The organism is Rossellomorea sp. QJM3NY_18, from assembly GCF_056173145.1.
Window position 1 is genome coordinate 1,638,438 of record NZ_CM149659.1, and the last position, 13,578, is coordinate 1,652,015.

At 42.3% G+C, this 13,578-nt stretch carries 12 protein-coding genes; 8 read left to right on the top strand and 4 right to left on the bottom strand.

The window, feature by feature from the left end:
• Positions 1 to 26 precede the first annotated feature (26 nt).
• Complete coding sequence (locus AC0VXY_RS08420) at positions 27 to 893, bottom strand: mechanosensitive ion channel family protein (protein WP_475527527.1); 867 nt, start codon at positions 891 to 893, stop codon at positions 27 to 29.
• A 356-nt stretch (positions 894 to 1,249) separates the two neighbouring features.
• Here AC0VXY_RS08420 and AC0VXY_RS08425 point away from each other — a divergent pair, with 356 nt between their 5' ends.
• The 7 genes from AC0VXY_RS08425 to AC0VXY_RS08455 all read left to right on the top strand — a co-directional run bounded on the left by AC0VXY_RS08425 (position 1,250) and on the right by AC0VXY_RS08455 (position 9,607).
• Positions 1,250 to 1,792, top strand: coding sequence for a peroxiredoxin (locus tag AC0VXY_RS08425; protein WP_098440909.1), 543 nt, complete (start codon positions 1,250 to 1,252; stop codon positions 1,790 to 1,792).
• A 113-nt stretch (positions 1,793 to 1,905) separates the two neighbouring features.
• Complete coding sequence (locus AC0VXY_RS08430) at positions 1,906 to 2,361, top strand: TlpA family protein disulfide reductase (RefSeq protein ID WP_475527528.1); 456 nt, start codon at positions 1,906 to 1,908, stop codon at positions 2,359 to 2,361.
• Between the two features lie 204 nt (positions 2,362 to 2,565).
• Positions 2,566 to 4,320, top strand: coding sequence for an ABC transporter ATP-binding protein (locus tag AC0VXY_RS08435; RefSeq protein WP_435991614.1), 1,755 nt, complete (start codon positions 2,566 to 2,568; stop codon positions 4,318 to 4,320).
• A 10-nt stretch (positions 4,321 to 4,330) separates the two neighbouring features.
• A complete protein-coding gene (locus tag AC0VXY_RS08440) occupies positions 4,331 to 6,154 on the top strand; it encodes an ABC transporter ATP-binding protein (protein WP_475527529.1) in 1,824 nt (607 codons plus the stop codon).
• Positions 6,155 to 6,435: 281 nt separating this feature from the next.
• Positions 6,436 to 7,773: a cytochrome ubiquinol oxidase subunit I gene (locus AC0VXY_RS08445; RefSeq protein WP_475527530.1), complete on the top strand. Its 1,338-nt coding sequence runs from the start codon at positions 6,436 to 6,438 to the stop codon at positions 7,771 to 7,773.
• A gap of 59 nt (positions 7,774 to 7,832) precedes the next feature.
• On the top strand, positions 7,833 to 8,846 hold the full coding sequence (locus AC0VXY_RS08450; protein WP_475527531.1) for a cytochrome d ubiquinol oxidase subunit II: 1,014 nt from the start codon (positions 7,833 to 7,835) through the stop codon (positions 8,844 to 8,846).
• A 104-nt stretch (positions 8,847 to 8,950) separates the two neighbouring features.
• Entirely contained in the window at positions 8,951 to 9,607 is a 657-nt protein-coding gene (locus AC0VXY_RS08455; RefSeq protein ID WP_079531684.1) for a potassium channel family protein, read from the top strand.
• A 47-nt stretch (positions 9,608 to 9,654) separates the two neighbouring features.
• On the opposite strand, the gene rnjA is transcribed toward AC0VXY_RS08455, so the two are convergent.
• Both rnjA and AC0VXY_RS08465 read right to left on the bottom strand, forming a co-directional pair.
• Positions 9,655 to 11,322 carry a ribonuclease J1 gene (gene rnjA, locus AC0VXY_RS08460; protein ID WP_435991606.1) on the bottom strand — a complete coding sequence of 556 codons (1,668 nt, stop codon included), beginning with the start codon at positions 11,320 to 11,322 and terminating at the stop codon, positions 9,655 to 9,657.
• A 3-nt stretch (positions 11,323 to 11,325) separates the two neighbouring features.
• Complete coding sequence (locus tag AC0VXY_RS08465) at positions 11,326 to 11,532, bottom strand: DNA-dependent RNA polymerase subunit epsilon (protein ID WP_060670009.1); 207 nt, start codon at positions 11,530 to 11,532, stop codon at positions 11,326 to 11,328.
• A 653-nt stretch (positions 11,533 to 12,185) separates the two neighbouring features.
• Between AC0VXY_RS08465 and AC0VXY_RS08470 the strand changes: the two genes are divergently transcribed.
• Positions 12,186 to 12,959 carry a Cof-type HAD-IIB family hydrolase gene (locus AC0VXY_RS08470; RefSeq protein ID WP_475527840.1) on the top strand — a complete coding sequence of 258 codons (774 nt, stop codon included), beginning with the start codon at positions 12,186 to 12,188 and terminating at the stop codon, positions 12,957 to 12,959.
• A 54-nt stretch (positions 12,960 to 13,013) separates the two neighbouring features.
• On the opposite strand, the gene def is transcribed toward AC0VXY_RS08470, so the two are convergent.
• A complete protein-coding gene (def, locus tag AC0VXY_RS08475) occupies positions 13,014 to 13,568 on the bottom strand; it encodes a peptide deformylase (RefSeq protein ID WP_475527532.1) in 555 nt (184 codons plus the stop codon).
• Positions 13,569 to 13,578 lie beyond the last annotated feature (10 nt).

The window sequence follows — 13,578 nt, forward strand, 5'->3', positions numbered from 1 at the left end:
GCAGCGCCTTCTCTTTTCCACTTACCTCAGTCTTCTTTTTTCTCAATGTAAACCTGGTGAGGATAAGGAATTTCGATCCCATTTTGATCGAGGGCTTCCTTTAATGCTTTCCGAAGCTTTCGTTCGATTCCCCATTGCTCCATATTCTTTGTTTTGCACAACACCCTGATAACCACATCAGAGGCACCAAGTGTCTGAACACCGATCACATTCGGGCCATCGACAATGTTATCATCTTCCTGTGCAATAGTATCGCATACTTGCTGAAGTACGACCATTGCCTTATCGATGTCATCATCATACGAAATACCGATATCGACAAGTGCCCTCATGTTTCCACGTGAATGATTGCTGACACTCGTGATTTCCCTGTTTGGCACATAGTGAAGAGTCCCATCAAAGCCTCGGATATGAGTCGTCCTTAAACCGACCTCTTCCACAATTCCAGAGAAGCTGCCGGTCGTCACATAATCACCAACGTCAACCTGCTTTTCAAGAAGAATGAAAAAGCCAGTGACCACGTCACTTACCAACCCTTGGGCACCGAACCCGACGGCCAGTCCGACAATCCCGGCTCCGGCGAGGATCGCTGTCACCTGGATCCCGAAGATTTGTAAGATTGTAACGAAGAAAATAAAAATCAGGATATAGCCGACAATATTCTTTGAAAGACTTTGTAATGTCTGAGCACGACCAACTGATACATCATTTCTCTTTCGATATTTGTCAAAAATCCTTTCGATCACTTTGTTCGCAGCACCTTTTACAATAATAAAAGCGATCCAAATCGCTAAAATTTGCAGTGCGCCTATTCCGATCGTCACTAATAGACCGCCCCAATTAAAATTGGATAGTCGATCACTTAAAGCAGTCAAACCAAATATGTAATCCAAACCAAAACATCCTTTCCTATTAAATAAAGACCATTCTAGTATACACAATACTCCATAGGTTATGTCAAAGGAGATACCCCTTTAAAAGCATACTGGATTATTCCCTGGTTGATAAATGATAAACTTTAATGCTGCCAGATGATTAGTGAAATGGTAGAGTAAATTACATATGATTCGGGCAAAACAACTAAGGGATGATGGAAATAAATTATAATTATTATAATATTATATTAATTATAATTGACTAAAAAAATCCAATCCTATATAATGAAAATTGTGAGTTGAAATGGACAGGCTTATAAAGCCATCCTTTCACAAACACTATTTCATCAAACACTCATTGGAGGGATTTATTCATGGCAGAACGCATGGTTGGTAAACAGGCTCCACGTTTTGAAATGGACGCTGTAATGCCAAACAAAGAATTCGGTAAAGTATCTTTAGAGGAAAATATGAAAAACGATAAGTGGACAGTATTGTTCTTCTATCCAATGGACTTCACATTTGTTTGTCCGACGGAAATTACAGCAATGTCAGACCGTTACGATGAGTTTGAAGACTTAGATGCAGAAATCATTGGTGTCTCTACAGACACAATTCATACCCATTTAGCATGGATCAACACCGATCGCAATGCAAATGGAATCGGAGAACTTAACTATCCATTAGCGGCAGATACAAACCATTCTGTATCCCGTGAATATGGTGTCCTGATTGAAGAAGAAGGTGTGGCTCTTCGTGGTCTTTACATCATCAACCCTGAGGGGGAGCTTCAATACCAGGCTGTATTCCATAACAATATCGGACGTGACGTTGAAGAAACATTACGTGTCCTTCAAGCACTTCAAACCGGCGGACTTTGCCCGGCGAACTGGAAGCCAGGTCAAAAAACTTTATAATTTTCAAAAAGAATAAAGGCCTAACCGTTTGTTAGGTCTTTTTTTTACCCATAAATGGACAAAGTCATCTTGTAAGCAAAAAATATCGAGACTGATTGAAGGAGGCAATATTTATGAAACTGCGTGCGCCTATGCCGGAACTCTCCGGCGCTACTGAATGGTTGAATGGAGAAGTGACAAAAAAGGATCTTGTTGGTGACAAACCGACTCTTATCCATTTTTGGTCGATTTCTTGTCACCTCTGTAAGGAAGCGATGCCCCAAGTAAATGAATTTCGTGACCGATACAGTGATAAACTGAACGTAATGGCTGTTCATATGCCACGTTCAGAGGAGGATTTAAATCTGGACGAAATCAAAAAGGTGGCTGCTGAGCACGATATCGCTCAGCCGATCTTTGTGGACAGTGAGCACAAATTGACAGATGCATTTGAAAATCAATACGTCCCTGCTTATTATGTATTTGATAAAGATGGAAACCTTCGTCACTTCCAGGCAGGGGGAAGCGGTATGAAGATGCTTGAAAAGCGTGTGAACCGAGTCCTGGATGAAATGGAAAAAAGCGAATAGGCATCAAACGTAATATGGAGGAGAGATCGGTCAAAAGACCGATCTTTTTTTGTGGTTTCATTTTTACAATATAAATGAATAGTGAGATTTGAAGGATAATTCACAAAAAGGAAAAAATTCTAAAAAAGGGTAGATAAATATTTCGAAAGCCGATATATTTAGTAGTACGTTGTTTTTTTATGGAACACGGAGGGGAGAGAAATTATGGATACATTTAAAAAATTGAAAGCCTTTTACTGGCCTTATAAAAGGCATTTTATCATTTCAATGATTTTCTTGATTTTTGTTACAGGCATTACAGTGGTATATCCAATAATCTTACAAATTACAATTGACGATGTTATTCTCCAAGGGGAATATAAGTGGATTCCGTACCTTGCATTCGGATTTATCGGTATCATGATCGTGAAAGGGATCGCCACATTCATCCAACAGTACAATGGGGATCTTTTTGGTATCACTTCGGTCTACCGAATGAGGAACGAATTGTATGAAAAGCTTCAATTCCTCCCATTCAGTTATTATGATAACGCCAAAACAGGGGACTTGATGTCACGCTTGACGGCTGATGTAGAAGCTTTCCGCTTTTTCTTATCATTTGGTTTCTCAGAATTGCTCAGGTTCTTCCTTCTGGTGACGGTCAGCTTTGGGGTGATGTTCTACTATTCACCTTCTTTAACTTTTGTCACCCTGGTTTCCTTGCCTTTTCTGGCCATTGCCGTATACAAATTCGATAAGGCGGTCCATCCTGCCTTCCGCGGTATTCGTAAGTCCTTCGGAAAGCTGAACACGAATGTACAAGAAAACATTTCCGGGATCAACACGGTGAAATCACTGTCCCGTGAAGATTTTCAAATCAATAAATTCAACCGGTCCAATGGTGATTATAAAGATAAGTACCTTTTCACCTCGGACATTTGGGCGAAATATTTCCCGCTTATGGAGTTCTTAGGGAATGTGAGCGTCGTGACTCTCCTTGCATATGGAGGATACCTCGTGATGAATGGAAATCTTCAGCCAGGAGAGCTTGTCGCTTTTTACAGTTTGGTCTGGTATATCATCTGGCCGATCATGAATCTTGGATTTACAATCAACCTTTTTTCTCAATCCAAGGCGTCGGGAGAGCGATTATTGGAGATTCTGGAAGTGGATGAGAAGATAAAGGATCACAATGAGGTCATTCATGTTGATCGACTGAAAGGCGAAGTGGAATTCAAGCACGTATCACTGAATTACACGGTGCATGACGAAGCTGCTCTTGAGGATATTTCCTTTAAGGCAGAACCAGGCAAGGTCATTGGTCTGATCGGGGGCACAGGATCAGGGAAGACGAGTATCACCCAGCTGATCACACGTTTCTATGAACCGGATGAAGGCGAAATCCTCATTGATGGAAGGGATGTAAAAGATTACTCGCTTAAATCACTCCGTCAAAATATCGGATTTGTCCTCCAGGAGTCATTCTTATTTTCCTCCACCATCAAAGCCAATATCTCATATGGTAGACCGGAAGCATCCATGGAAGAAATCATCGAAGCAGCCAGACGTGCCGAGGCACATGATTTCATCTCGGAATTGCCTGATGGGTATGACACAAAATTGGGAGAAAGGGGATTGGGTCTTTCAGGCGGTCAGAAACAACGGATCGCCATCGCACGCGCGATCTGCACAGACCCGTCGATCCTCATTCTTGATGATGCTACGAGTGCAGTGGATATGGAAACGGAATTCAGAATCCAAAAAGCGCTGAAAGAAGTCATGTCCGATCGCACGACCTTCATTATCGCACACCGGATTTCATCACTTAAGCATGCCGACGAAATCATCGTCCTGGAAAATGGGAAAGTGGTTGAACGGGGAGTTCACGATTTCTTATTGAAAAATAACGGACCGTATCAGCGAATCTATGATATTCAATACAAAGATCAGAAAAAAATAGTACAAACTCAGGAAGGGTAGGTGATAGGGTTTGAGTGAAAAAAAGAAAGTGAATAAAAACATTCTGAGCAGGTTCCATTACTCAACTGATCAAGTGATCGATAAGCCATTCAACTGGGAACAGCTCTATCGGTTACTGACTTATTTAAAACCATATTCAAAAAAACTGTTGCCCTTGTCCATCATCACCGTTCTGATTACAACGGCTGTCCGTTTGATCATCCCGATCCTCATCGGTGTGTACACACTCGATAAAGCGATCAGGCAAAAAGATGAGAATCTTCTCTTTACCCTTGTGGGAGTCATAGCGGGACTGTATGTTTTGAATTATATAGCCAATGTCCTCAGGATCAAATGGATGAATCAATTGGGGCAGGGGGTCATCTATGACCTGAGAAAACATTTATTCAGTCACGTACAGTGGCTTTCCCACCGTTTCTTTGATCAGCGTTCAGCAGGATCCATCCTTGTCAGGATCATGAATGACATCAACTCCCTTCAGGAGCTTTTCACAAATGGCGTCATCAATCTGTTGATGGACATCATTCTGCTCATCGGAATCATCGTGATACTCTTTACGTTAAGTCCGGAACTGACGCTTGCAGTCATGGTTATTTTGCCTATCATGTTCTTCATCTCTACAAGCTTGCGCAAAAAAATACGCAAATCCTGGCAAGTGGTAAGGCTCAAGCAATCAAAACTAAACTCCCATTTGAATGAAAGCATTCAGGGAATACGGGTGACACAATCATTCACCCAGGAAAAAGAAAATATGGCCTTCTTTGATGGAATCAACACAGAGACTTTCGATAGCTGGAGAGAGGCCACAAAGAAAAATGCCATGTTCCGTCCCCTGGTGGAATTAACGAATGCCATTGGAACTGCCGTACTCATCTGGTTTGGTGCCCACCTCATTCAAAATGGATCACTGGAACTTGGTGAATTCGTCTCATTCGCATTCTATCTGGGTATGTTCTGGGAGCCTATCTCAAGACTCGGCCAGGTATATAATCAGCTGTTGATCGGGATGGCTTCATCAGAGCGAATCTTTGAATTCCTGGATGAACAACCGATCGTAAACGAAAAGACGAATGCCTTGAATCTGACCGATATCAAAGGAAGAATTCAATTCGAACATGTAGAATTTTCTTATGATGCCAAACGTAAAGCACTTAGGGACATCAATCTGGAAATGAAAGCCGGGCAAACCGTTGCACTCGTCGGACATACAGGATCAGGAAAAACGACGATTGCGAATCTTATCAGCCGATTTTACGACCCGACCAATGGCGTGGTGAAGATTGATGGAGTGGATTTACGGGATGCATCTGTTTCAAGCTTACGAAGTCAAATCAGCATTGTCCTGCAAGATACATTCATCTTCTCAGGAACGATCATGGATAATATTCGATTCGGACGCCCGGGTGCATCTGATGAAGAGGTCTTGAAGGCAGCCGAAGCCATCGGGGCAAACGAATTCATCGAAAAGCTCTCCAATGGTTACGAAACGGAAGTCGAGGAGCGGGGGAATGTGTTATCTGTAGGTGAAAGACAACTACTGTCCTTCGCACGTGCCCTTTTGGCAAACCCTCGCATCATCATCCTGGATGAAGCGACAGCATCCATCGATACAGAAACAGAAGTCAAGATCCAAAACGCATTGAAGAAACTACTGAACGGCCGTACCGCGATCATCATCGCCCACCGCCTATCCACAATCCGTGAGTCCGACAATATTTTTGTCCTTGAAAATGGCAGAATCAAAGAGTCCGGAAACCACGAGGAATTGATGGAACAGCAGGGAGACTATTTTGAACTGGTGAAGTCGCAGTTCAGAATGTTGGACGCGATGTGATGTAGAGAATTGAAGACCCTGCACTGGTGTGTGGGGTTTTTTTTGTGATGGTGGGGTGCGGTATTTGTAGGAAATTGCATATCGGACGATATTGCGTATTGAAAATTGCAAAAATAAATCATAAAACTGAAAAAGCTAAAAAAACTTTGTGAAAAAAGTCACAAAATATTCATGTTCAATACTTCACAAACTCATTCCTAGGTTTTATAATGAACAATAAGTGATAAACAGTAGGAAAGAGCTGTTTACGATTAAAAGTAATTCGGTAGGGGGAGTAATGAATGGTTTTGGATAGTGTGATTTTAAGCAGGATGCTTACGTCGACAACCTTTGCATTCCATATTATTTTTGCAACGATTGGGGTAGGGATACCGGTTATGATATCCATAGCGGAGTTTATGGGGATCAAACGAAATGATCCTCATTACCTTTTGCTGGCACGAAGATGGGCGAGGGGATTTACGATTACGGTGGCTGTCGGGGTGGTGACCGGCACCGCGATAGGGCTTCAGCTATCGTTGTTGTGGCCATCATTTATGCAGGTTGCCGGACAGGTGATTGCCCTGCCTTTATTCATGGAGACTTTTGCGTTTTTCTTTGAGGCCATCTTTTTGGGGATTTATCTTTATACGTGGGATCGATTCAAGAATAAATGGATTCACTGGATGCTGACGATACCGGTGATGATCGGTTCTTCGGCATCTGCCCTATTCATTACGACTGTGAACGCGTTTATGAATACACCACAGGGATTCGAATTGGAAAATGGAAAAGCGATCAATATCGATCCGATTGCAGCGATGTTTAATCCAGCGACACCAACCAAAGTGTTTCATGTGGTGATGACGGCCTACTTAACATCTGCCCTCATACTGGCAGCGATCACAGCATTTGCGATCCTCCGTAAAAAGGGATGGGATTATCATAAGAAGGCCCTTCGTTTAACGATGGTATCTGCCCTGATTTTTGCTTTTGGCTCCGCTCTGGCAGGAGATTTATCAGCCAAGTTCCTGGCTGAGTATCAGCCTGAGAAACTTGCGGCGGCAGAGTGGCATTTTGAGTCGGAAGAGAATGCCGATTTAATCGTTTTCGGGACGCTTGATGAAAATAATGAAGTCCATAATGAGATACGTTTACCAGGTTTTCTGAGCTTCATGGCGGGAAGTTCGTTCGATACAGAGGTCATCGGGCTGAATGAATTCCCGGAAGACGAACGGCCGCCTTTATGGATACATTATTTATTTGATTTGATGGTGTCCATCGGGTTTTACAGTATTTTCATTGCCGGAGCATTTATTTTATTCTGGAAGTGGAAAAGACGGAATGAATGGAATAAGCCATTGCTTTGGGGGATTGTTGCGAGTGGGCCGCTTGCAATGCTGGCCATCGAATTTGGCTGGATTTATGCCGAGGTTGGACGACAGCCATGGATTTTGCGTGGATATATGAAGGTGGCAGAGGCGGCAACAAAAGCAGACGGGGTCGGCTTGACTTTCGCGCTCTTTGTTGGTCTTTATATACTCCTCGGCATCCTGTGTGTCATTGTATTGATAAAAATGTTTAAAAATAAGCCGGTAGAAGCTGAATTGGAACAACGATTTCCTGAAAAATCGAGTTAGCTTGTAAGCCCCCTGATAAAGAAGGGGCCAACTGATATTTTTAAGTGGGAGGAATGGGTATGAGTTTGGAAATCGTGGGGATCACCGTCCTGTGGATTTTCCTGTATGGTTATTTGATAGTGGCTTCGATTGATTTTGGAGCCGGCTTCTTCGCTTTTTACGGTAGGATGAAAGGGAAAGAGCATACGTTGAATGTGTTAATCAGTAGATATCTTTCTCCTGTATGGGAAGTAACGAACGTCTTCTTTGTCTTCTTTTTTGTCGGCTTGGTCGGTTTTTTTCCTGACGCAGCCTATTACTACGGGACGGCATTATTGCTTCCGGGGAGTTTTGCGATTATATTGCTTGCCATCAGGGGGAGCTTTTATGCTTTTGCAAACTATGGTTCCAAAGACAATATCGTCTACTTGTTTTTATACGGGGCCACAGGGTTACTGATCCCGGCTTCATTATCTACGGCATTGACCATTTCAGAAGGCGGCTTTTTGGAAGAGCAGGGTGATAAGGTCGTATTCCTTGCCCGTGAATTGTTTACGAGTCCTTATTCATGGAGCGTGGTCGTCCTGTCGATTGTATCGGTCTTATTCATCAGTGCGACATTCCTGACTTATTATGCCGATCGTGCCGGTGATATGGATTCAAGAGAAGAACTGAGAAAGTTTTCACTATTCTGGAGCCCGCCGACGATTTTAGCTAGTTTACTTGTGTTCGTATCTTTAAGAGAACATAACCCCGAACATTTCAATAGCGCCATTGATATATGGTGGATGTTCGGTTTATCCCTTGTCTGCTTTATTGCCGCTTCATATTTCATCTATAGGAGAAAGAGTTTTGGCCTGGCGTTCATCCTGGTTATGCTACAATTCTTCTTTGCGTTCTTTGGCTACGGGGCGTCACATTTACCATATATCTTGAAACCATTTATCACAATTGAAACGAGCGTCACGAATCCAACGATGGGGATGGCGCTGGTGGTAGTCTTTATCGCTGGACTGTTATTACTGATCCCCTCCTTATATCTTTTGATGAGACTTTTCTTATTTGATGCAGATTACGTAAAAGGGAACAAGTGATGAGTGGAACTTGAATGAAATATAAAAAAGGAAAGGGAGAAATGTCATTTTCTCCTTTTTTTTATGCTAAAATATAGCTTATAGAGACTGCGGGGGGATACATGGTGAAAAAAGAGTTTGTAGTTATAGGCTTGGGCCGGTTTGGCGGCAGTATCGTTCGATCATTGACGGATCAGGGCATGGAGGTAATGGCCATCGATCAGGATGAGGACAAAGTGAATGAATTTTCTTCAATCGCTTCACATGCGGTAGTGGCGGATTCAACCGATGAATCCGTATTGAAAAGCCTTGGGATCCGCAATTTCGATCATGTAATTGTCGCAATTGGAGATGATATCCAGTCCAGTGTCTTAACGACATTGATGTTAAAGGAAATCGGGGTCAAGAAAATCACCGTGAAAGCACAAAATGATTATCATGAAAAGGTTCTCCGTAAAATTGGAGCGAACCAGGTCGTTCATCCGGAGAGGGATATGGGAAGAAGGATTGCTCATAATATCATTTCAAATAATGTGCTTGATTATCTGGAATTGTCAGATGAACATTCGATCGTGGAGATTGTAGCGAGTGAACATCTGAGTGGAAACTCCCTTATCGATTTGGATATCCGTGCTCAATTCGGAATCAACATCGTGGCGATCAAGCGGGAAAAAGATATCATCGTTTCCCCTCAAGCCGATGAACAAATCCGGGTAGGGGACATACTCATTGTCATTGGGGCTGATACGGATATTAACCGGTTTGAAAAGAAGGTATTATAAAACGAAAGAAGAGGCTGACCCATTTGGGCCAGCCTCTTCTTTCGTAATTATACTTCCATGATGATTGGTAAAATCATCGGGCGACGTTTCGTTTTTTCATATAAGAAAGGAGCCAGTGTATCCGTGATTTCATTCTTGATTTCTGACCATTGGGATGTTCTTCTTTCAAGCACTTTGTTCAAGTGTTTAGAAATGAGCGTCTGTGCTTCATTGATAAGGTCACCTGATTCACGCATGTAGACGAATCCTCTTGAAATAAGGTCCGGTCCGGAAGCAATCTTGAAATCCTTCATGTCGATGCTGACAACGACAATGACAAGTCCCTCTTCTGAAAGGATACGGCGGTCACGAAGGACGATATTACCGATGTCACCAATCCCGCTTCCATCGATATAGACGTTTCCAGAAGGGATTTTCCCGGCCACCTGTGCGGCATCATTGCTTAATGCAAGGACTTCACCATTATCCATGATGAAGCAGTTTTCCTCTTGCACTCCGCAATCGACCCCAAGCTGAGCGTGCATCTTCTGCATGCGGAATTCTCCGTGAATCGGCAAAAAGAAGGTTGGGTTCATCAAACGAAGCATCAGCTTCATCTCTTGCTGTCCACCATGACCAGATGTATGGATATCACTTAATGGTCCATGAACGACTTCTGCACCGGCACGATATAAAAGATTGATCGTACGGTTTACACTGATTGTATTCCCCGGTATTGGTGAAGAGGAGAATACAACAGTATCACCAGGCTGAATCTGGATTTGACGGTGGGTACCGTTTGCAATCCTGGATAATGCAGCCATCGGTTCACCTTGGGAACCCGTACACAGAATAGCCACTTCATTCGCTGGAAGGCGATTGATCTGATTATGTTCAATGAAAGTATCTTTAGGAGCGTTGATATATCCTAATTCTTGTCCAATCGTGATGGCTGCTTCCATACTTCTTCCGAAAACAGCAACCTTTCTGTTATGGAATACTGCTGCTTCAACCACTTGTTGAAGACGGTGGATATTCGAAGCGAATGTGGCAAAGATGACTCTTCCGTCCACTTTACGGAAAATATCATTGATGCTTTCTCCGACTTTACGTTCTGACATCGTGAAGTTTGGAACTTCAGCGTTTGTACTGTCAGACAGAAGACAAAGAACGCCTTCTTTACCGATCTCAGCCATTTTGGTTAAGTTCGCGGGTTCACCAACCGGCGTGAAATCGAATTTGAAATCACCTGTGTGCACAACATTTCCAGGTGGTGTTTTGACAACGATTCCGTAAGAATCCGGGATACTGTGTGTTGTTCTGAAGAAGGTTACAGATGTTTTGCGGAATTTCACAACATCATCTTCCTGAATGACATTTAATTTCGCATTACGTAATAATCCGTGTTCTTCAAGTTTGTTCTTAATAAGTGCCAGTGCAAGCTTCCCACCGTATATTGGGATGTTTAACTCGCGAAGTAAATATGGGATTCCTCCGATATGGTCTTCGTGTCCGTGAGTGACGAAGAGTCCCTTGATTTTATCTGCATTCTTCACGAGATACGTGTAATCAGGGATCACGTAATCGATACCGAGCAGTTCGTCCTCAGGGAATTTGATTCCTGCATCGATCAGGATAATTTCGTCTTGGAATTGTACGCCGTATGTGTTTTTACCGATTTCACCTAAACCGCCAAGGGCAAATACAGCGGTTTGGTCATTCTTTACAAATTTCATTAATTATTGCTCCATCTCGAAAGAATGGTGGTTTTTTTCATACTCTAAAAAAGCGCCCTCAAGCTTTTGTACGAATTCGATGTTATACGGTTTGTCTTTTAAATTTAGGCGTACTTCACGTTCTGAATCTGCTTCCATGTAAAGAGATTGAGTGCATTCGCGAACAGGCACTTCTGCTTTACTTTCTTGATAAAATACTTTAAAAATCATTTTTCTCTCTCCTTATCCGTTTTCAAAAAATCTAACTTTCATCTATGATAAAAAAGTTATCAACTACGTTTACATTAACTTATATAATAGCCTATCATTTCTATAGGAACGAATCATTTAGTTTATGTATGTATTAAATTATATAGGATTCTTCCTCGTAAATAAAGCTTTTGAATAATCCTGTACTAAATCATGACAAAGATAGAAGAGGGACTAAGGCCAATGGAGGAAAAGCTCATTAATGGCGTCAGTCCCTTATTCATTGTGCAATGGTATGTCAGTCAGTCCGATTGTCATGCATTTTAGTAGCGTTTCCCCTTAAATCATTTACCGAGAAACAGGGGGATTATGCAATCGTTTTTTTTCTAAGCAATTCTTTCCACTGTTTTAAAAGCTTTTTCCTGAGCTTCTTTAACATGGTGGATCACTCCTTATTAATAGTTTACCGAGATTTCCCTTTGAAGTAAAGGAACAAAAATACAGACGTCTCTGTTGTGTTACTTATATTGTACGGAATTTTTGGAATCTCTTACATGGTTAAGTTTGGTAAATGGGTTTGTCCCACAGTCTTCATTGACATTTTTCATGTAAAGGATTACCTTAAACAACGGGTAAAATAGAATCGCAATTGAATATTTTCGAAAAGGAGAACGATCATGTCTAAAATAGTTTTCTTTGATATAGACGGAACACTGCTTGATCACGATAAAAAACTGCCACAGGCCACAAAAGAAGCCATTAGGACACTGCAGGCAAACGGAACGTATGTGGCGATCGCCACTGGAAGGGCTCCATTTATGTATGAAAGTTTAAGAGAGGAATTGGGAATCGAGTCCTTCGTCTCTTTTAATGGACAATATGTGGTTTTTGAAAATGAAGTGATATACACGAATCCTCTGCAAGTTGAAACATTGGAAGAATTATTGGAGGATACGTATAAAAAGGCACACCCTGTTGTTCATTTGAATCATGAAACGATGAAATCGAACCATGAGCACCATGAATATATCGAGAAGAGTATGAACAGCTTGAAGTTTCCTCACCCGGGATTTGCCCCGGATTTTTATAAAGGAAGGAACATCTATCAATCCCTGCTGTTCTGTACAAAGGAAGAAGAGGACTTTTACCGGGAGAAATACACGGATTTCACGTTCATCCGCTGGCACCAATACTCCATGGATATTCTTCCGAAAGGCGGTTCAAAAGCAGAGGGAATCAAAAAGATGATCGCGAAGCTCGGATTCAACATGGAAGATGTCTATGCATTCGGGGACGGATTGAATGATATTGAGATGATCCAATCCGTCGGCACCGGAGTTGCAATGGGCAATGCCGTTCAGGAAGTCCAGAAACACGCAGATTTGATCACTAAGCATGTGGACGATGATGGAATCCACTACGGATTAAAGGAACTTGAATTGATCTAGGACATTCAAAAAAAAAGACTCTGACTTGATATCAAGTCGAGAGTCTTTTTGGGTTTATCGTTCAATGGCAATGGCATCAGGGATCGGCTCAAACGGATTGGAAGGATTGATATGGTCATAGAACATGATACCATTCAAGTGGTCGATTTCATGTTGGAAGACGATGGCCGGCAGACCTTTAAGACGAAGCTTTACTTCATTACCGTCCATATCCCAGCCTCTTACAGTCACTCTTGCATAACGAGGAACGAAGCCCGGTACATTCCGATCGACGGATAAACAACCTTCCCCGGAAGTTAAGTAGGCTTTCTCTATGGAATGGCTGATGATTTTCGGATTGAATAAAGCATAGCTGTATAATTTCCCTTGATTGTCTGTAACGTTGACAGCGAGCATCCGTTTTGAAACATTGATTTGAGGTGCTGCAAGTCCGATACCAGGTCTCAATCCATATTTGGCAGCCGTTTCAGGATCTTGGCTGTTTATTACATATTCTAATAAGCTTCTCAGGGTTTCATGGTCTTCTTCGGATGGCGGGATGGGCACTTCCCTAGCTACCATGGTTAATGTGGGGTGGCCCTCACGGATGATGTCATTCATCGTAATCATTGTTTTTCCT

Excerpts from the sequence above, each read along its gene's own strand:
- AC0VXY_RS08435 (WP_435991614.1), top strand. The coding sequence starts at position 2,566 with ATGGATACATTTAAAAAATTGAAAGCCTTTTACTGGCCTTATAAAAGG.
- AC0VXY_RS08425 (WP_098440909.1), top strand. The coding sequence starts at position 1,250 with ATGGCAGAACGCATGGTTGGTAAACAGGCTCCACGTTTTGAAATGGAC.
- AC0VXY_RS08450 (WP_475527531.1), top strand. The coding sequence starts at position 7,833 with ATGAGTTTGGAAATCGTGGGGATCACCGTCCTGTGGATTTTCCTGTAT.
- AC0VXY_RS08465 (WP_060670009.1), bottom strand. The coding sequence starts at position 11,532 with ATGATTTTTAAAGTATTTTATCAAGAAAGTAAAGCAGAAGTGCCTGTT.
- def (WP_475527532.1), bottom strand. The coding sequence starts at position 13,568 with ATGATTACGATGAATGACATCATCCGTGAGGGCCACCCCACATTAACC.
- rnjA (WP_435991606.1), bottom strand. The coding sequence starts at position 11,322 with ATGAAATTTGTAAAGAATGACCAAACCGCTGTATTTGCCCTTGGCGGT.
- AC0VXY_RS08430 (WP_475527528.1), top strand. The coding sequence starts at position 1,906 with ATGAAACTGCGTGCGCCTATGCCGGAACTCTCCGGCGCTACTGAATGG.
- AC0VXY_RS08445 (WP_475527530.1), top strand. The coding sequence starts at position 6,436 with ATGGTTTTGGATAGTGTGATTTTAAGCAGGATGCTTACGTCGACAACC.